The sequence below is a fragment of the Pontibacter sp. GD13 genome, assembly GCF_058216355.1.
The window spans coordinates 16,701-34,296 of sequence record NZ_JBYZMQ010000008.1 but is presented as its reverse complement, the minus strand read 5'-3'; the positions used below and the strand labels follow the sequence as shown (position 1 = coordinate 34,296).

The 17,596-nt window shown below is 49.2% G+C and carries 18 protein-coding genes; 4 read left to right on the top strand and 14 right to left on the bottom strand.

Annotated features, from left to right (window positions below):
- Nucleotides 1-7: 7 nt before the first annotated feature.
- From rpsI to AC4BAN_RS11995, 5 genes are all read right to left on the bottom strand, one after another.
- Nucleotides 8-394 carry a 30S ribosomal protein S9 gene (gene rpsI / locus AC4BAN_RS12015; protein ID WP_490564653.1) on the bottom strand — a complete coding sequence of 129 codons (387 nt, stop codon included), beginning with the start codon at nucleotides 392-394 and terminating at the stop codon, nucleotides 8-10.
- A gap of 6 nt (nucleotides 395-400) precedes the next feature.
- Complete coding sequence (rplM, locus tag AC4BAN_RS12010) at nucleotides 401-850, bottom strand: 50S ribosomal protein L13 (protein WP_490564652.1); 450 nt, start codon at nucleotides 848-850, stop codon at nucleotides 401-403.
- A 269-nt stretch (nucleotides 851-1,119) separates the two neighbouring features.
- Entirely contained in the window at nucleotides 1,120-1,992 is an 873-nt protein-coding gene (locus tag AC4BAN_RS12005; protein WP_490564651.1) for a TlpA family protein disulfide reductase, read from the bottom strand.
- Between the two features lie 33 nt (nucleotides 1,993-2,025).
- On the bottom strand, nucleotides 2,026-3,519 hold the full coding sequence (locus tag AC4BAN_RS12000; protein ID WP_490564650.1) for a M56 family metallopeptidase: 1,494 nt from the start codon (nucleotides 3,517-3,519) through the stop codon (nucleotides 2,026-2,028).
- 2 nt (nucleotides 3,520-3,521) lie between these two features.
- Nucleotides 3,522-3,887: a BlaI/MecI/CopY family transcriptional regulator gene (locus AC4BAN_RS11995; protein ID WP_490564649.1), complete on the bottom strand. Its 366-nt coding sequence runs from the start codon at nucleotides 3,885-3,887 to the stop codon at nucleotides 3,522-3,524.
- Nucleotides 3,888-4,076: 189 nt separating this feature from the next.
- Between AC4BAN_RS11995 and AC4BAN_RS11990 the strand changes: the two genes are divergently transcribed.
- The gene (locus AC4BAN_RS11990) at nucleotides 4,077-5,300 is read left to right on the top strand and encodes an ABC transporter permease (RefSeq protein ID WP_490564648.1); all 1,224 of its coding nucleotides are present in this window, start codon (nucleotides 4,077-4,079) and stop codon (nucleotides 5,298-5,300) included.
- 56 nt (nucleotides 5,301-5,356) lie between these two features.
- Nucleotides 5,357-6,337: an NAD(P)H-quinone oxidoreductase gene (locus AC4BAN_RS11985; protein ID WP_490564647.1), complete on the top strand. Its 981-nt coding sequence runs from the start codon at nucleotides 5,357-5,359 to the stop codon at nucleotides 6,335-6,337.
- Between the two features lie 364 nt (nucleotides 6,338-6,701).
- On the opposite strand, the gene AC4BAN_RS11980 is transcribed toward AC4BAN_RS11985, so the two are convergent.
- The 5 genes from AC4BAN_RS11980 to recA form a co-directional block, all read right to left on the bottom strand.
- On the bottom strand, nucleotides 6,702-7,412 hold the full coding sequence (locus AC4BAN_RS11980) for an RluA family pseudouridine synthase (protein ID WP_490564646.1): 711 nt from the start codon (nucleotides 7,410-7,412) through the stop codon (nucleotides 6,702-6,704).
- A gap of 96 nt (nucleotides 7,413-7,508) precedes the next feature.
- Nucleotides 7,509-8,549 carry a sensor histidine kinase gene (locus AC4BAN_RS11975; RefSeq protein ID WP_490564645.1) on the bottom strand — a complete coding sequence of 347 codons (1,041 nt, stop codon included), beginning with the start codon at nucleotides 8,547-8,549 and terminating at the stop codon, nucleotides 7,509-7,511.
- A 3-nt stretch (nucleotides 8,550-8,552) separates the two neighbouring features.
- Nucleotides 8,553-9,242, bottom strand: coding sequence for a response regulator transcription factor (locus tag AC4BAN_RS11970; protein WP_490564644.1), 690 nt, complete (start codon nucleotides 9,240-9,242; stop codon nucleotides 8,553-8,555).
- A 165-nt stretch (nucleotides 9,243-9,407) separates the two neighbouring features.
- On the bottom strand, nucleotides 9,408-10,217 hold the full coding sequence (locus tag AC4BAN_RS11965; protein WP_490564643.1) for a DUF3108 domain-containing protein: 810 nt from the start codon (nucleotides 10,215-10,217) through the stop codon (nucleotides 9,408-9,410).
- Nucleotides 10,218-10,406: 189 nt separating this feature from the next.
- Entirely contained in the window at nucleotides 10,407-11,453 is a 1,047-nt protein-coding gene (gene recA, locus AC4BAN_RS11960; protein ID WP_490564642.1) for a recombinase RecA, read from the bottom strand.
- A 161-nt stretch (nucleotides 11,454-11,614) separates the two neighbouring features.
- Here recA and AC4BAN_RS11955 point away from each other — a divergent pair, with 161 nt between their 5' ends.
- A complete protein-coding gene (locus tag AC4BAN_RS11955; RefSeq protein WP_490564641.1) occupies nucleotides 11,615-12,766 on the top strand; it encodes a lipid A deacylase in 1,152 nt (383 codons plus the stop codon).
- 70 nt (nucleotides 12,767-12,836) lie between these two features.
- Here the strand turns inward: AC4BAN_RS11955 and AC4BAN_RS11950 are convergent, their stop codons facing one another.
- The gene (locus AC4BAN_RS11950; RefSeq protein WP_490564640.1) at nucleotides 12,837-13,469 is read right to left on the bottom strand and encodes a GNAT family N-acetyltransferase; all 633 of its coding nucleotides are present in this window, start codon (nucleotides 13,467-13,469) and stop codon (nucleotides 12,837-12,839) included.
- A gap of 165 nt (nucleotides 13,470-13,634) precedes the next feature.
- Here AC4BAN_RS11950 and AC4BAN_RS11945 point away from each other — a divergent pair, with 165 nt between their 5' ends.
- Nucleotides 13,635-14,498: an SDR family NAD(P)-dependent oxidoreductase gene (locus tag AC4BAN_RS11945; RefSeq protein ID WP_490564639.1), complete on the top strand. Its 864-nt coding sequence runs from the start codon at nucleotides 13,635-13,637 to the stop codon at nucleotides 14,496-14,498.
- An 89-nt stretch (nucleotides 14,499-14,587) separates the two neighbouring features.
- Here AC4BAN_RS11945 and AC4BAN_RS11940 read toward each other — a convergent pair whose 3' ends face one another.
- The 3 genes from AC4BAN_RS11940 to AC4BAN_RS11930 all read right to left on the bottom strand — a co-directional run bounded on the left by AC4BAN_RS11940 (nucleotide 14,588) and on the right by AC4BAN_RS11930 (nucleotide 17,518).
- Nucleotides 14,588-15,016: a hypothetical protein gene (locus AC4BAN_RS11940; RefSeq protein WP_490564638.1), complete on the bottom strand. Its 429-nt coding sequence runs from the start codon at nucleotides 15,014-15,016 to the stop codon at nucleotides 14,588-14,590.
- 165 nt (nucleotides 15,017-15,181) lie between these two features.
- Nucleotides 15,182-16,147: an AAA family ATPase gene (locus tag AC4BAN_RS11935; RefSeq protein ID WP_490564637.1), complete on the bottom strand. Its 966-nt coding sequence runs from the start codon at nucleotides 16,145-16,147 to the stop codon at nucleotides 15,182-15,184.
- 6 nt (nucleotides 16,148-16,153) lie between these two features.
- Entirely contained in the window at nucleotides 16,154-17,518 is a 1,365-nt protein-coding gene (locus AC4BAN_RS11930) for a peptidylprolyl isomerase (RefSeq protein WP_490564636.1), read from the bottom strand.
- Nucleotides 17,519-17,596 lie beyond the last annotated feature (78 nt).

The following is a 17,596-nucleotide window of genomic DNA, read 5'->3' as shown; positions in this document are numbered from 1 at the left end:
TAAAATATTAACGTTTACTGAACTGGAATGAACGACGCGCCTTACGCTTACCGAATTTCTTACGCTCCACCATACGTGGGTCACGCGTGATAAAGCCTTCTTTACGAAGAGCGGATTTAACTTCGGCGTTCTCAACTACCAGTGCTTTAGAGATAGCAAGTCTTAGTGCTTCAGCCTGGCCGCTTACACCACCACCTTTAAGATTAGCAGTAATATCGTACTTGCCAATTAGATCTAAGGTTTGAAACGGCTGATTTACTATAGTTTGCAGTACTTCGTTAGGGAAGTATGCCTTGATATCTTTACCGTTAATAGTGATATTCCCTTGCCCGGACGTCATGTAGATACGTGCCACCGAGGTTTTTCTTCTACCAGATGTATTGATAACTTCCATTAATAATTAGATATTGAAGGTTAATTCTTTAGGCTGCTGAGCTGCAAAAGGATGCTCGCTTCCTGTAAAAACATGAAGATTTCTGAATAGCTCGCTACCCAGCCTGTTTTTTGGCAACATGCCACGTACAGCACGCTCTACAAGTAATGTAGACGATTTAGCCTTTAGCTCACGTGGGGTCGTTCTTTTCTGGCCACCCGGGTATCCCGTGTGTGTCAGGTAGTACTTCTGGTCCCACTTACGGCCTGTGAAACGCACGTTGTCAGAGTTGATAACGATTACGTTGTCACCGCAGTCAGCATTAGGAGTGTATGAAGGCTTGTGTTTGCCCTTCAGGATCTTGGCGATCTCAGATGCCACGCGACCCAAGTTTCCTTGCCCCGCGTCAACAATCACCCAACCTTTATTGGCTGTAGCTTTGTTAACGTACTGGGTCTTATAACTTAAATGATCCATTAATAGTGGTTGTAAGCGATTTATTTATTTAATTATTGATCTTTCGGTTCTTGAAAATGGACACAAAGATAAATGCATTTTACTTTATATGCAACAATGGTTTGTAAATTACCGAAAATCAGTGAAATAGCTCCTGCTAACTAGAGTTGCTACTTAAAGGTTATACTTACCTGTCAGGCAGTTATAAGTAAAGGTACAACTATAAAAACACAACAGCACTACGGTTATAGTGCTGTTGTGTGGTAAACTATAGGTTTATTGTTGCGAAGTTACTCCTTCAGCAGTTTCTGGATCTCATTTGCCAGTGTTTCTATGTTAGCTTCTCCATAGCCCATAGACACATGTCTGATAACGCCCTTTTTATCTATCAGGAAATTCAGAGGGATCCCACCTTTTGCATACTGATCCCAGATAGTTTCATCAGTATCAATCCCTACATTAAAATCAATCCCTTTTTTCTTCAGATCCAGCATCTTGTTCGATACTTTCTGCTTTGCTTCTCCTCTGGATATAGGTAACAGCACAAATTCATTGTTTTTGTTTGGTTCTATAATTTTAGAAGGGAAGTCATAGAACTCCATTAAACAGGGAGCGCACCAGGTGGCCCAGAAATTGAGGAGCACAACTTTTCCTTTTAATTCAGACAGCTTCAGAGCCTTGCCATCCAGCATGTTTACGGTAAAATCTTTCGCAGCATCATTTACATTTAAAACCAGCCCCTCTTTTTTCATATCAGACAGCATTATCGTTTTGCCATCTTTCATACTGACAGCGACATCTTTAGCACTATCCTTTGCTACTGATTCCTCTTTGTTTTCAGGCTTATCATCAATGATAGAACCTTTGCTATTACCTGTTGTTCTCGCTGTCTTTTCTTCATCTGTAAACAGGGCTATTAAAATGATGAATTCTTTGTCGCCAACTTGATTGCCCAACTGCTCTACTAACTTGGCGTGTGTCTCATCAGATACCCCTTTGTTCATGGCTTTCACATAGCCCTGCCTGGCGTATGCATCCAGTTCTTCCATTGTGGCAATTTCATCGTTAATGATGATAACATATGCTGGCTTAGGAGCCACAGTAGCTTGCCCATACACGAGATGCACAGAAAACAGTAAAATGAATAAAAGGTAGTTTTTCATGTAAGGGCGTTTTATAGTTTGCTTTACTTTCAATTATTTTTCTATTGTGGGAGCCGGAAGTGCAGGGAATTTCTGTATGAACTCCTGTACCTGTCTGGAGTCTTTGTTCTGCTTTGTTATGATAGAAACCACACCTTTGGCTGCGCTTTTTCCCAATAGCTTTTCAGCGTTCTCGCCTTTGTACACATTGATGCTGTGTATCTGCTTTGGGTCCAGTGTTTTATAAGATTCTGCCCTGTCCTCGTTTCCGTCCATATAATAAACAACGCCATCTGGCAGGTTTACTTTTACCTGTTCAGGATTCGCTTGTATTTCTGAAACTACAATCCTCTTAGCCTGCACTTTAGGGGCTTCAGGGGCTGGTGGCGGTGGCGGAGGCAGCTTTTCGTTAGCACGTGCAGGCGTAGGCGGAGCTGGAAGCGCTGGCGAGCCATACTTACGCTCCAGCGCAGCAATGCTTGCTCCATCGTTGAGGTAATACACTTCGGTGCCGCCGCCTTTCAGGTTTATAACAACCGCATTCCTTCCGTCAATCACCCGGCCGCGCACGTTTTTAATGGCAGCGTTTTTCCTCAGGTGCTCAACCAATTCATTAGGCAGCTTAAGGTCGCCGTTTTGTTGCATTGTCTCGGCGCTTGTTGTTTTAGTTATAGTTTCCGCTAACGGTGCAACGCTCCGGAAAGCGAATAGCAACGTTGCGGCAAGTGGCAGGACAATCAGTAACCTGAGTTTCCCGGCCTTGCTGGTAGGTATTTTGTTCATCATGGCAATTCTTCTTTTTAATGATGGAAAATTGAATTGATTGGCAATCTGAGGTTGCGTGGCGCCTACAACTTTCAGTAAAAGGTATTGGTATTCTTTTTTGTCTACTCCGGTGCTCACTACGTTCTGGTCGGCGATAAATTCCAGGTTTTCTTTCACAGCTTTTTTCATGAGCCATGCGCCCGGGTTAAACCAGTAAAACACGGTGCTTAGCTCGGCCAGCAGCACATCTATCGTATGCCAGCCGGTAATATGTATCAGTTCGTGGTGTAGTATCTGTTCCAGCTCGTTGCGTTTGTGCTGCCCGGGGTTCAGGTATATCGTTTGCCAGAAAGAGAAAGCCTGGCTTATAGTTGTAACCTGCCTGAACCCGATGCTCTTATAGTTGGTCGGCTCCGATGCTGCATGAACTTTATAGAGCGAAACCAGCTGAACTATAAACCTAATGGACATTACGATAACCCCGGCCCAGAACAGGTATACCGGTAGCTGCCAGTAATTGAAAGTGGGATTTTGTGCTATAGTTTGGTCAGCTAGTGCCCAGGCTGGTATACTAATCAAGTAAGCATCGGCTATGGGTTTATGGGCTGAAAAAAGTGCGGCCAGGTTTATAAAAGGGTAAACCGTTGAGAACACAATACCATAAACCAGGAACAAGCGGTTGAGGTGGAAAAACGTGAGCCGACGTAACACAATATGGTAAGCCAGGTAAAAAAGCACTAGTGCCACATTCACTTTCAGCAAGTATATCAGTAGTTCAGGCATGGCTATTCGGCTTTTTTGTTCTCGATCATATTAATAATCTCTTGCAGCTCTTCGGCGCTGATTTTCTGGTCTTTGGCAAAGAAGGCCACCAGCTCTTTGTAAGAGTTTTTGAAATAATCGCCTACAAAGCTATTCATGAAGCGCTTTTTATAGTCTTCGGCTTTTATGCGGGGTGCGTAGCGGTAGGTGTTGCCCAGCTTTTCACTTTCCAGAAACCCTTTTTTCTCAAGGTTCTTTACCGTAGATGCCAGCGTAGTATAAGGTGGCTTTGGCTCAGACATTTGTTCCAGGAAATCTTTGATGAAGCCGCCGCCGGTTTCCCAGATGGTTAGCATGGCGTCTTCCTCTTGTTGGGTTAGCTTTTCCATAATTCTACGATATTTTCGTATAGTTACGAATGTTTCGTAATAAAAGCTACGAAAGTTTCGTAATTATTTTTGGCAGGTTGATTTTAGCTTAGTGTAGCGCGTTTTTAGTAGAAATATATGTACCTTATCTGAGTAATGTGCCTAAACTAAACTAGAGTTATTAAAGCTGACGGGTACCCACTGTAACTTATGCTCAAGAAAATACTCAATGCATTCGCCCTGGCCTTGCATAACATCCGCGCCAGGCTGTTCCATACCTTGCTGTCTATATTGGGCATTGTGATAGGCGTGGGTGCTTTGGTAACAGTCCTTTCTCTGATAGATGGGATGGAGCAGTATGCGCGCGACCAGATTACAAACACAACTTCGCTGAAGGCAGTATTGATCGAGACGGTTACCTACAAAAAGGTAAACGGTGTAAGCCTGCAGAAAGAGGGCTATAACTTTTTGGATTACAAGCGCTTCAGGGCTTTGGCTGGGGCAATGCAGTTGCCTGCCACTGGGTATATAGAGCGAATGCAGAACGGGGAGGTGATGCTTGCCGACAGTGGCCGGGTAGGGGCAACAGTACAAGGTTTAAATAAGCTGCACCGCACGCAGGGTGCCTTGCAAGCCGGCCGCATGTTCACGCCCGAAGAACTGAATGCGGCAACGCCAGTTGCGTTTGTAAACCACGCTTTTGCGAAGCAGGCGACAGGTAAGGAGCCTGCAAAGGCTATACTTGGTCAGATGATTCATTTTAAAGATAAGGCTGTAAAAGTGATCGGCGTGCTAAAGCCCGAAGATCTTGAAAAACCCGGCATATACTTGCCTATCACGCTGTTTACAGCAGATGAACTCAGAGCAGACCCGCCACGCGTAGCATTTGAAGTAGATGATGTAGAGCAGGTGCAAGCATTTAAAGCGAAAACGGAGAACTGGCTCAAGTCAAACTTCACAGGCGACACAACAGACTTTAGAGTCATAACCAACAAGGGCAGGGTAGAGCAGGCTGCAAAAGGCTTTTTTTTGTTCAGGGTGATCATGGGGCTTATAGTGGGCATATCGGTTGTAGTGGGCGGCATTGGTGTTATGAATGTGCTGCTGATATCAGTAACAGAACGCACCGTAGAAATTGGCGTACGCAAAGCGATGGGGGCTAAAAAGCGCGACATATTAATGCAATTCCTGGCCGAGTCGGTTACGGTGTCGTTGTTCGGGAGCTTTTTAGGTTTGCTGCTCGGCGTGCTGGCTACGCTGGGCATCGTGCCTATTGTTAAAGCCATCACCGATGTGCCTTTCCAGGCAGCTTATACTTTTGATACTTTTGTGGTGGTAACGGTAGTTGCCATCGTTATCGGTATAGTGTTTGGAACGTACCCTGCCATGCGCGCCGCAAGATTACATCCCGTAGAAGCTATCCGGAGGGAGTAGAACAAGCCACCGCAAACTTCAGTATCTAAAATAAACTATACCAACCTGTCTGAACTATGAAAGCCATACTTGTAAAACAACCCGGCGGACCCGAGCAGCTGACGCTTGGGGAGTACGAACAGCCACTGCCTATGCCTTACGAGCTACTGGTGCGGGTGCATGCCACAGCCCTCAACCGTGCCGATACGCTGCAAAGGCAGGGCAAGTACCCCGCCCCAAAAGGCGCCAGTCCGTTGTTGGGTTTAGAAATAGCAGGTGAGGTGGTAGAAGTCGGCGCAAGCTGTACGCGGTTTAAAAAAGGCGACAAGGTTTTTGGGTTGCTGCCCGGGGGCGGCTACGCCGAATTTGCCGTGATAGACGAGCGTATGGCCATGCCTGTGCCCGAAAACCTGACCATGGAAGAGGCAGCCGCCATACCGGAGGTGTTCCTTACAGCCTACCAGGCCCTGGCGTGGCTGGGAAAGCTAAAGTCCGGTGAGCGGGTGCTGATACATGCCGGGGCAAGTGGCGTGGGAACTGCTGCCATACAGCTGGCCCGAAAAATGGAAGCCGAGGTGCTGGTAACCGCCTCTGAATACAAGCTGCATGCCTGCAAAGAGCTCGGCGCGCACAAAGCCATTAACTACCAGGAGGTGCCCTTCGAGGACGAGGTGCTGTCCTTTACCAATGGCGAAGGGGTGGACGTGATCGTGGATTTTATCTCCGGGCCATACTTTAAGCAAAACATTGCTTGCCTGCGGATGGATGGCCGGCTGGTTATACTTGCCAGCCTGGGCGGTGGCAAGGTAGAGGACTTCGACCTGCGCCAGATACTCATCAAACGCCTGCAGGTAATGGGCTCCACGCTGCGTTCCAGGTCAAAAGATTACCAGATCAGGCTAACACAGGATATGATCGGCTTTGCCATGCCGCATTTCAAAACCGGAGCCATAAAGCCTGTTGTGGACTCAGTGTACGACTGGCAGGATGTGGCGGAGGCGCACCGATACATGGAGCAGAACAAGAACATCGGCAAGATCGTGCTGCGGGTGAGGTAGGGCTTTTGTTGACAAAGGATAATTTGAAAAAAAAGGAAGTAATTTCTGCCGCAAGTTTAGCGTAACTTGTGGCTAAATATGATGCCAGTTTGCAACTGGCTTTCGGCGTGGGTAGAAAAGGACACTTTATAAGATTTAGACTTTGCCGTGTGTGGCGAAAGTATAAAGTATAGCATAGGCCGTTGATCTTCTTGCTTTTGCAAAGCAAAGCAGTTAAAAACTGCTGTTATACTTTGCCACAAGTTGCGCTTGCGCTAAACTTGCGGTAGGAGATGCAACAGGCCTTTTTAAAAGGAAAGGACAAAAGCCGCTGAATCTTTAGCCTCTTTTGTCCTTTGTCAAATAGTCATTTGTCCTGCAGCTGCTACTGTGCCCGCAGTTGCTTTACCAGCACGGCAAAGTCTTTCGGGTAGGGCGCCTCTATTTTAACAGGCTCCTCATTTAGCAGGGTAAAGCCGATGTTGAACGAGTGCAGGGCAAAGCGCTTGATCAGTGGCAACTCCTCCGTGTTTTGTTTCAGGTTGAAACCGCGTTTCAAATTACTCAGGTACAGGTTTTCGCCTCCGTACAGCGTATCGCTTACAATGTTTGCCCCCAGGTAGGCCAAATGCACGCGTATCTGGTGCAAACGCCCGGTAACCGGCACGCACTCTACCAGCGTGTGTCGGTTGTAGTTCTCCAGGGTAGTAAAATAGGTGTCGGCGGGTTTGCCTTTCGGACTTAAATGCGCCACGCCCTTCGCATTCGGCTGAATGGCCCTGCTCACCAACTGGTCCTGAAACTTGTGTATGCCCCAAACCACGGCATGGTATACTTTGTACACCTGCCTGTGCTCAAACTGCATGGATAAATGGCGGTAAGCCTCCGCGTTCTTTGCAAACACCAAACAGCCCGATGTGTCCTTGTCCAGGCGGTGGCAGGCCTGCAGGTCGGGGTTGTACTGGCGGGCAATCTTAAGCAGGTTCGTTGTGTTCGGGGTGCGGTCTTCGAGGGTGGCGAGGAAAGGGGGTTTGTTCACCACTAGATAATCCTCGTTCTCGAATATGATCAGGTCTTTAAAAACCGGGTACTTCATGCGATGCTATACTTTGTTCGGGCGCAGCGGTACATTTTGCTGCGCGCGCAGCAAAGATACGGAATATTCAGGTTGGTTGTGTGCAGCAAGTGCCGCTCAGGCCGGCTTTGCCTTTTGCAGCTTAAAACGCAGGGTGGTGCCCTTGCCAACTTCGCTTTTAACCGCTATAAAAGAACGGTGCGCCTCCACAATGTGCTTGCAGATAGCCAGGCCAAGGCCGGTGCTGTTCGTGTCTCGGGCCCTGCTTTTATCGATGCGGTAGAAGCGTTCAAAAATCCGGTTGATGTGCTCCAGGGCGATGCCCTTGCCGTCATCTTTCACGGTAACGGTAAACTTCCTTTTCCCTTCGTCAAAAATAACCCATATGTTGCCGCCTTTGCGCCCGTACTTAATGGCATTGTCTATCAGGTTGATAAAAACCTGTCGCATCCGGTTGGGATCCGCAAAAAGGATGACTGGCTCGTCGGGGCTCACGTTCAGGTGCAGCGCCACGTGGTGCTGGGCAGCTTTCTGCTCCAGTTGCTCAAATACCTCGCGCACGAGCTGGGCCACATCAAAGTTGCGCTTGGCCATTTTAACCACGCCCTTCTCAAACTGCGAGATGCTGATCAGGTCCTGCACCAGGGCATCGAGCCCGTCCAGGCTTTTGGCTGCTTTTTGCAGAAAGCGCTCCCGAACGTTCGGGTCGTCCATAGCGCCATCAAGCAAAGTATGAATAAAGCCTTGTGCCGCAAAAATCGGTGTTTTCAGCTCATGCGATACATCAGCTAGAAATTCACGGCGCATGGCTTGCAGGCGTTTCAGCTCATCGATCTCCTGTTGTTTCTGCTCCGCAATCTGGTAGATCTCGTCTTTTATCTTGGTGAGCGGGTCTGTGTTGAAGGTGGATTTGGTCTCAATCTTCTTGAAATCCTGTTTTTTAACCCTGTCCAGGCTGGAGTACACGTTCTTCACCTCGCGCAGCACCAGTGCCTCGTACGAGAAATAAACCAGTAAGAAGCAGCTTATAAAAACGATGACCAGCGCTACCTTAAAGCCCTCTGATGAAAAATAGCTGGCTAAAGCAAGAAAGGCGGTGAGCACCAGTGCCACCGCCAATGAGATCAGGAATGTAAGCGTACGGGAATTGAAGTTCATGTGTCAGTCGGTGTTGAACTTGTAGCCGACACCCTTAATGGTTTTGATGTTCTCTTCTCCGATTTTCTCCCGCACTTTGCGAATATGCACATCCACGGTACGGGCAATTACATACACGTCGCTTCCCCAAACGTTGTTTAAAAGCTCCTCACGGGTATACACCTTGTTAGGGGTGGCCGCCAAAAAAGCCAGCAGCTCAAACTCCTTTTTAGGAAGCGTTATTTTCTGATCCTGCTTGTAAACGGCAAAGCTGGTGCGGTCTATGCGCAGGTCGCCTATTTCGATCACCTGATCCTGTTCCTCCTGCTGCGCATCGCGTCGGGCAAAGGCGGCCAGGCGGCTCAGCAGCGCGCGGGGCTTTATGGGCTTGGTGATAAAATCATCGGCGCCGGCTTCAAAAGCAGCTACTTCCGAGAACTCTTCTGACCGGGCTGTTAAAAAGATGATGTAGGTGTTCCTGAAGTCCGGCAGCTCGCGCAACTGCCGGCATGCGGCGATTCCATCCAGCACGGGCATCATCACATCCATCAGTATCACATCCGGGTTTACCGACTGGGCCACCTCAATGGCTCTTTTGCCGTTATCGGCTGTCGATACGGTATACCCCTCCCGGTTCAGGTTATACTGGAGTAGTTCCACGATATCCGGATCGTCGTCTACCACTAACACTTTATAGCTTGATGCAGTTTGCACGGGAGTATGATTAGCGTTAACAGGCATTATTTCCATAACAAAGATACCATTCGTGAAACAATTTAATCTCTGCTTACAAAATCATAATGTTTTCTTAACATACAGCCCTAACCGCTAACATATAGGGCATAAAAAAACCGGAGCAAAACCGGTTTTTTTTAAGTATTAATTCTGCGCTAGTATAATCCTGTGTTTCAGGTTTTTGTAATCGTAGAGGTTTACTTTTACCGACCCTACAAACATTTCGGCCTGTATAAGCACCGGTATCTTGTTCTTGTCGTCGGAGAGGTACACGGTGATCGCGTTCTCGCCTTTGAACATTTCGTTCTTCGGCATTTTGGGGATCAGTTTGATGGCTTTGATACTGCCGGCTTTAGTGTTAACCACTTCTTTTCCTTTATAGGTCACCTCCATCTCAAAAGTCTCCTCGTCAAAAAAGCCTTTTACGTTTAGCTTATCACCTACCCGCATGCCATCGTAATTGAAGGTGCGCAGGAAATAAAAGCCACTGACAATATCCTGCACATTATCGGGTATTTTGTGCTTGTTTGTCTCCTTGTACTTGTTTTTCTTCTTTTTCTCTACCTGTGCCGTATTGTTAAAATGATTGTAGTCTACTGTTTCATGTTTGCGGTAGTTGCCTTCTTCTATACTTCTGAAAGATCGCTGGGGCATAATGGCAGCCGTATCTATATAGGATTGCCAGGTGTCGCGTATCCGGATAAAAAGATCAAACGAACTATTGGTTTTGCCATACACGGTGGCGCGGTAACAGGGGCGGCCATTCACATACTGTATGTCCGGTGCGACATCTATCACTGCTTCCGCCGCTGTGATTGGGCCATAATGCACTTTATACTTGAGTATCTCGCCAGACGAAAAGCTTTCGTTCGGGATAGTACGCAAGCGATCTTTTGTTACGAAGCCGAAGGTGGCTGCCAGGGCTACAAGAATTATCGGAAAAATCTTTTTCATACGCGCTCTTAGCTCAGTTGTGTAGGGTAGGGCTTAGATCAAGTTTTATACCAACTGCCAGCTGATGCACTAAGTTAAACAGATATTTACAGCTAATCAATTCAACATGAAGTAAATAAAAACTTTAAGTAAATAAAAAGAGCTACACCTGGTAGCTCTTTTTATTTACTTAAAGTTTGGGAAAAGGGTTCACTCGCTCGCTGCGGCTGCCTCGTCCAGCGCTGCGGCTACTTTCTCAGGCTCACCTTTTACAATGGCTCTGATCTTGCCTTCTATCTCATCCATCAGCTCCGGGTTGTCGAGCAATATCTGCTTCACGCCGTCGCGTCCCTGGCCTAATTTGTTGCCGTCATAAGAGAACCATGAACCGGATTTCTGCACAATGTTCAGATCTACGCCCAGGTCCAGGATCTCCCCAACCTTAGAGATTCCCTCGCCATACATGATGTCGAACTCAACCACTTTAAATGGAGGCGCCACTTTGTTCTTCACCACTTTCACGCGCGTGCGGTTACCGGTAATGTTGTCGGCGCTTTCTTTAATCTGGCCGATACGGCGGATATCCAAACGAACGGAAGCGTAGAACTTAAGGGCGTTACCACCAGTAGTTGTCTCCGGGTTACCGAACATCACACCAATCTTCTCGCGAAGCTGGTTGATGAAGATACAGGTACAGCCAGTCTTGTTGATCGTGCCGGTAAGCTTACGGAGTGCCTGCGACATCAAACGTGCCTGCAAACCCATTTTGCTGTCACCCATGTCGCCTTCCAGTTCGCCTTTCGGTACCAGGGCGGCAACAGAGTCAATAACAATAATGTCTATAGCGCCGGAACGGATCAGGTGATCTGCGATCTCCAGTGCCTGCTCGCCGTTGTCGGGCTGTGATATCAATAAGTTTTCAGTGTCAATGCCAAGCTTCTGCGCATAGGCTCTGTCGAAGGCATGCTCGGCATCTATAAATGCGGCCAGGCCACCTTTTTTCTGAGCCTCTGCAATGCAGTGCAGGGTAAGCGTGGTTTTACCTGATGATTCCGGGCCGTAGATTTCTACGACGCGGCCGCGCGGTAATCCGCCTATCCCCAAAGCAATATCCAGCCCCAGCGAGCCAGTAGAAATAGCAGGTATGTCTTCTACCTTGTTATCGCTCAACTTCATTACGGTGCCTTTACCGTATGTTTTGTCGAGCTTATCCATGGTCAGCTGCAAGGCTTTAAGTTTTTCGTTGCTTACGCTCATGTGTATTTAATTAATTTATTTTTTATTGAAGGTGAAATTACTACTTTCGGTAGCTATTTGCAAGAAAGCAATTAACTATTTTACTAAGAATATTAGTTTATTATTGCCGACTGATTACAACAAAGGCTGTCTGCTTTTTGTCCCATCTTTCTACATTATTTATGCGCATTTATACGCTTTTATTTATAATTACCCTGTTGTTTAGTAGTGGGTTAAGCTATGGTCAGTTAAACAACAGGGCCCTGTTGCACACCTTGCCTGTAAAACCCGAAAATGCTAATGAGATTAGATTTGGACTGTATGCTCTTGGCTTTTCCAAGAATAACGAGTACTTCAATAAAATTGCGGACGGCTATACTTTATTTGGATACCAACTCAACCCCAGGTTAATTTACCAGCCGGCTCCTTTCGTGCGCATTGATGCCGGGGTTTTCTTGTGGAAAGACTTTGGCAACAACGGCTACCAGGATGTTGCCCCAACTTTATCTGCCAAAATTGCTAGAGAGAACTGGAGCTTTACCTTCGGCACCCTGGAGGGCAGCCTGAGCCATGGCTACATAGAGCCGCTCTACGACCTGGAGCGGGTGATCACAAACCGGCTGGAGAACGGGCTGCAATACAAGCTGCAGACCCATACCCTTGCCCTCGACACCTGGATAGACTGGGCACACATGCTGTACAGGGGCGAGGACGACCAGGAGCGCGTTAACGGTGGGGCAGCCATGGCATTTAAACTACTAGAGCAGGAGGGAAGGGGCAACCTGGCAGACAGCCTGATACTGACGCTGCCCTTGCAGTTTACGGCGCAACACACCGGGGGCCAGATCGACGCATCGGACCTGCCCTTGCAAACGCTCACAAACATAGCCGTGGGAATAGATCTGCAAAAAAAGTATAACCGCAAAGTGCTGCATCGGTTGTACACTAAAAATTACCTGGTTGGCTTCCGCGATTTCTCCAACGTTTACCAGTTACCCTACAAACAGGGATATGGGATTTACCTGAATGCAGGCATAGACACCAAGTACCAGGATGTGATGCTCAGCTACTGGCGCGGCGACGGGTACCTGGCCGATCTGGGTGGTAAACTGTACCAGTCAGCCTCTTCCACGTCCAAAAATCCGGACTTCCTGCAGCAGGAGCGCCAGTTGCTGATTCTGCGGTTCATGAAAGATGTGGAGATACTGGATAACCTGTACCTCGTTTTTCGCTTTGAACCCGTAGTGGATCTGGACAATGCAAAGCTGGAGTTCTCCAACTCTTTCTACCTGACCTTCGATACTGATTTTTTCGTAGCCAAACCCAGGCGTTAGGCTGCGGCTGCTTTGGGCAAGTATAGTTTAATAATAGTTGGGGCAGCTCAGGTTTAAGGCGCAGCTAGTTTCAGGCGATGGCAGAGAGGTTATCCTGCGCCGCGTTTTGCTGTGTGTGCTCAAAGTCAGGGAACGTCATGCCATAGTATACCAGATCATACAGCTCCTCCGAATCAACGCCTTTAAAATCGTTTCGGAGCACCCCTTCTTTAATAAACCCACAGCTTTCTGCCAGCTCGCCGTAATGCAAGTTCAGGCTGGTGCACCGCAGGTAAAGCTTGTTCATCTTAAGGCTTTCGAAGGCGAACTGCAGCACCATTTGCAAGGCCTCCACCGCCAGCTCACGGGTATTGGGCCAACTGTTAAAGTATAGCCCGAGCTCTGCCTTCGGAATGTGATGATCCAGGCTCTGCAGGGCGATGTCTCCAATGTATTCCTGTCCCTCTTTCAGCCACACGCCAAAGTCAAACATCTTTCTGTTGTCCCATTCGGTACGGAGTTGCTTCACCTGGATGCGGGCATCGTCGAGGGCGCGCACCCGGGCTATCCTACCGCCGAAGGCTGGGTTAAGCTCTGCAGGGTTCTCTTGCACAAGCCGCATAAAATCACGCTCATCCCCTTCCTGGTAGGGCCTGAGCAGCAGGTGCTCTGTTTCCAACCGGTCCTCGAAGGAGCTGGCGAGCGTCTGGTATAATATACTCATAAGGGTTGTTCGGTAAAAGGGTGTAACAGTAGAGTGCCTAGATTCTGTCATACGCTAACCACTGTAAAACGTGCTTTCTCTATTTATTAAATACGCTCCTAAGAACAGATGCGCACGCTTGCCGTTGAAAGAAAGCAAACGATACATGAATTTAAACCTTAGAAAATGGGAAACAGACTGAAAAATAAAGTGGCCATTGTAACAGGTGGTGGTACCGGCATTGGAGAGGCTATCTGTAAGAAGTTCGCAGCCGAGGGGGCAAGCGTGGTGGTGGCGGGTTTTCCGGAAGACCCAGTGGAGGATGTGGCCAACAGTATACAGGTGGCTGGCGGCAAAGCAATCGCTTTCACCGGCGACCTTTCGGTTATGGACAATGCCAGCGCGTGTGTGGATTTAGCTACCCAGGAGTACGGGCAACTGAATGTTTTAATTAACAATGCCGGTGTTTTTCCGGAGGTAAACCTACTGCAGGATTACTCCGAAGAGGCCTTTGATTATATGATACGCAACAACCTGCGCTCGGCCTTTTGCATGAGCAAGGCTGCTCTGCCTGAGCTGCACAAGACCAAGGGCAACATTGTGTCAGCCGGATCGGAGGCGGGTATGATCGGGATCGCGCAAAACACCCCGTATGGCGGCACCAAAGGCTTTATGCATGCCTTTATGCGCGGCCTGGCCGTGGAGCAGGCGCAGTTCGGTGTGCGTTGCAACCTGGTGGGGCCAGGGCCGATCGATACTGCCTGGACCCATGCCAACACGGGACCCATGGATAGCGAGATGGTGAAAACGATGAAGCAGGCAACCCCGATGGGCCGCCGGGGCACACCCGAGGAAGTGGCAAACGTTTACCTGTTCCTGGCCTCTGACGAGGCATCGTACGTTACCGGTGCCCTGTATATGGTAGACGGAGGCATTACGGTGGCCAAAGGCGGCGTGGGAGACCAGGCAGATGCAAGCATGAAGGAGCAGCCCAAGGGAGATTTAAAATTAGCGCATTCCAAAGACGGCCATACTTCCATCAGAAAGTAACCTGCGCTTAAAAAGGCAGAGAGCCGCTGCTTTTATAAACGCAGCGGCTCTCTGCCTTTAGTACCCATATCCGGGCACAAGGGTATAACTTAACTGTTCAGGTAAGGATAACTGAAATGCTTGGGGCTGTGCAGCTGCTGTTGCGCCATCATCACCTCTAAGGTATGCGCAGTTTCTTTGAAGAACTCCAGGCGGCGGTAAAGCATTTCTTTTTGCAGCACGGTGCCGGTAGCCGTTTTCATGTAGGCTCTGGTGTTCTCGAGCACCTGGTGCAATACTGTGTTCACCTGTTCCTCGTGCTGCGCGTACCATTGCTGAAAATCGAAAAGGCGGGCAGCTCCCGGAGCATCCGATGAGAACTCCAGGCCATGCAGGCGCAGGATATCGGAAAGCAGGTTGATCTCCAGCGGGATGGAGGTGTTGTAGGGCATGGTGCCCACCTCCAGTTTGCTGTGAAGTGCGCCGGCTATCGTGGCCAGGTTATCTTTAAAACGAAAGTATAAAGCAGCCGCTTCCATACGTTTTAGGCTAATGTTGATGAATAATATGCAGGTGCAAAATTACACCATTTTGACTGGCATCCAACGGGTGCCGGATGGGAATGAGCGAACGGTCGTATTTTGAATATGTGAATGAGGGAGGCTCTGCGCCGGCTGGCATTGAGCATGCAAGCATATTTTACGCTACAGCAGCTCCTGAATAATGCGCTCTACGGTTACACCCTCGGCCTCTGCTTTAAAGTTGCGCACGATGCGATGGCGGAGAATAGGCAGGGCCACAGCCTGTACGTCTTCAATGTCCGGGCTATACTTGCCGTTAAGGATGGCGTTGCACTTGGCGCCCACAATCAGGTGCTGCGATGCCCTGGGGCCTGCGCCCCACTCCAGGTATTGGTTGGCCTGCTGCGAGGCCATGGCGGTGTCGGGGCGCGTTTTGTGTACCAGCTGTACGGCATACTCAACCACATTGTCCACTACCGGTACACGGCGCACCAGTTGCTGAAAGGCAAGGATGTCATCGGCATGCAGGATCTTGTTCAGGTGCGTGATCAGGGCTCCGGTGGTGTTTTTCACGATCTGAAGCTCCGACTCATAGCTGGGGTAGCCCAGCATGATGTTGAACATAAAGCGGTCTAGCTGCGCCTCGGGCAGGGGGTAAGTACCTTCCTGCTCAATGGGGTTTTGTGTGGCCAGCACGAAAAAGGGCTTTGGTAAGTCGTAACGGCGGCCTGCCACGGTTACGGCATGCTCCTGCATGGCCTCTAAAAGGGCTGCCTGTGTTTTAGGAGGTGTTCGGTTTATTTCATCGGCCAGCACAATGTTGGCGAACACCGGCCCGGTCACAAACTTAAAGTTGCGGTCTTTGTCCAGGGTTTCGGCGCCTACAATGTCAGAGGGCATCAGGTCGGGCGTAAACTGCACCCGGCTAAACGACATGTCGAGCGTGTTGGCGATGGTTTGGATCAGGAGGGTTTTTGCCAGGCCCGGCACACCCACCAGCAGGCAGTGCCCCTGGCAAAAAACAGCTGTGAGTACCAGTTTCACCACGTCATCCTGGCCTACGATCACCTTTGAGATCTCAGAGGTAAGGGTCCGGTACGCGTCGTGTAGTGCGTCGGCTGCTTCTTTGTCAGAGGGGTACTGCGTCATAAGTAGTTATTGCGTTAGCTCTAGTACCTTACAGTCCTGGTACTCAGGGTCAATTTCAATGAAAACCGTGTCGATGTTCTTTTTGAACCAGCTGTCGATGGCTTTCCCTTTTTTCTGGCTCAGGGCTGCGGTGGCTATCTTCTGATAATCGTCGCGCAGGTTGGCCAGATGGGGCTTAGACTTCGACTTCAGGTAAATGATCCGAACGGCCTCCTGCCCATCATCGGTACGGAAAGGAACGGGTTTGGATATGTCTCCCACCTGCATGGTGTCGATCACAAAGAAAATAGAAGGATCTACCTGGTCCATGGGTATGTACATACCCCCCGTGGCACGGCTGGTCATCATGCCGCCTGTGTCTTTGGTTGTTTTGTCGTCGGAGTATTCTTTGGCTGCTTTTGCAAACGTGAGGCTATCATTTAACACCAGTGTGCGGATGCTGTCCAGGGCGACAGTGGCCTCTGCAATGTCCACGGAAGCGGTTGCCGGCTTGATCAGAATGTGGCGGGTGTTAAACTCCTGGCCTTTGCGCTCTATCAACTGGATCAGGTGGAACCCGAACTGCGACTCGATCACGTTAGACATCTGGCCCGGCTCCAGGCGGAGGGCGGCAGCTTCGTACTCGGGCACCAGTTCCTTCCGCTTAAAAAAGCCCAGCTCGCCGCCGGCCTGCGCCGAGCCCGGGTCCTGGGAGTATTGTTTAGCCAGGGTGGCAAAGTCTTCGCCGGCAAGGATGCGCTTGCGGATGGCCTCCAGCTGCTCGCGCGCTTCCTGTTTCTGCTGCTTGCTTACCTGGGCATACTTAACAATCTGGCCCAGTTCAACTTCGGCGGAGAAATAAGGCAGGCTGTCGACTGGGATGGTGTTAAAATAACGCTTGATCTCTTTTGGGGTAACTTTTACTTTGCCGGCAATCTGCTGCTGCATCTTCTCGGCAATCATCTGCTCTTTCACGGTGGTGCGCAGTTCATCTTTTAGCTGGCGGATGCTTTTGTTATAGTATTGCTCCAGGCGCTCCACGCCACCCACCTGCGCGGTCAGGTATTCTACGCGGCGGTTAAGCTGGTCTGTCACCATCGTTTCTTCCACTACCACAGAGTCTATCTCGGCGCGGGCGAGCAACAGCTTGTCCTGTACCAGCGAACGGAAGATCTCGCACTTCAGCGCTTCGTTGGGCGCCTGCTTCGATTGGGCCAGGTACTGCAGGTAATTAAACTCCAGGTCCGACTTAAGCACAATATGGTTATCTACTTTGGCGATGATGCCGTCTACCCGACGTTGCAGCGGCGCCTGTGCGGCAGCCATAAAGGATGTAGCAAGGGAGCAAACGGCAACAAAGGCTAGCCGGGCAAAAATGGTTGTCTTTCTCAATGTGATTTTACTTATTTTAAAACACGCTGTAATAGCAACGTGCAAGATACGGCTTTATTCTGAGTTTCAGATTCTGCT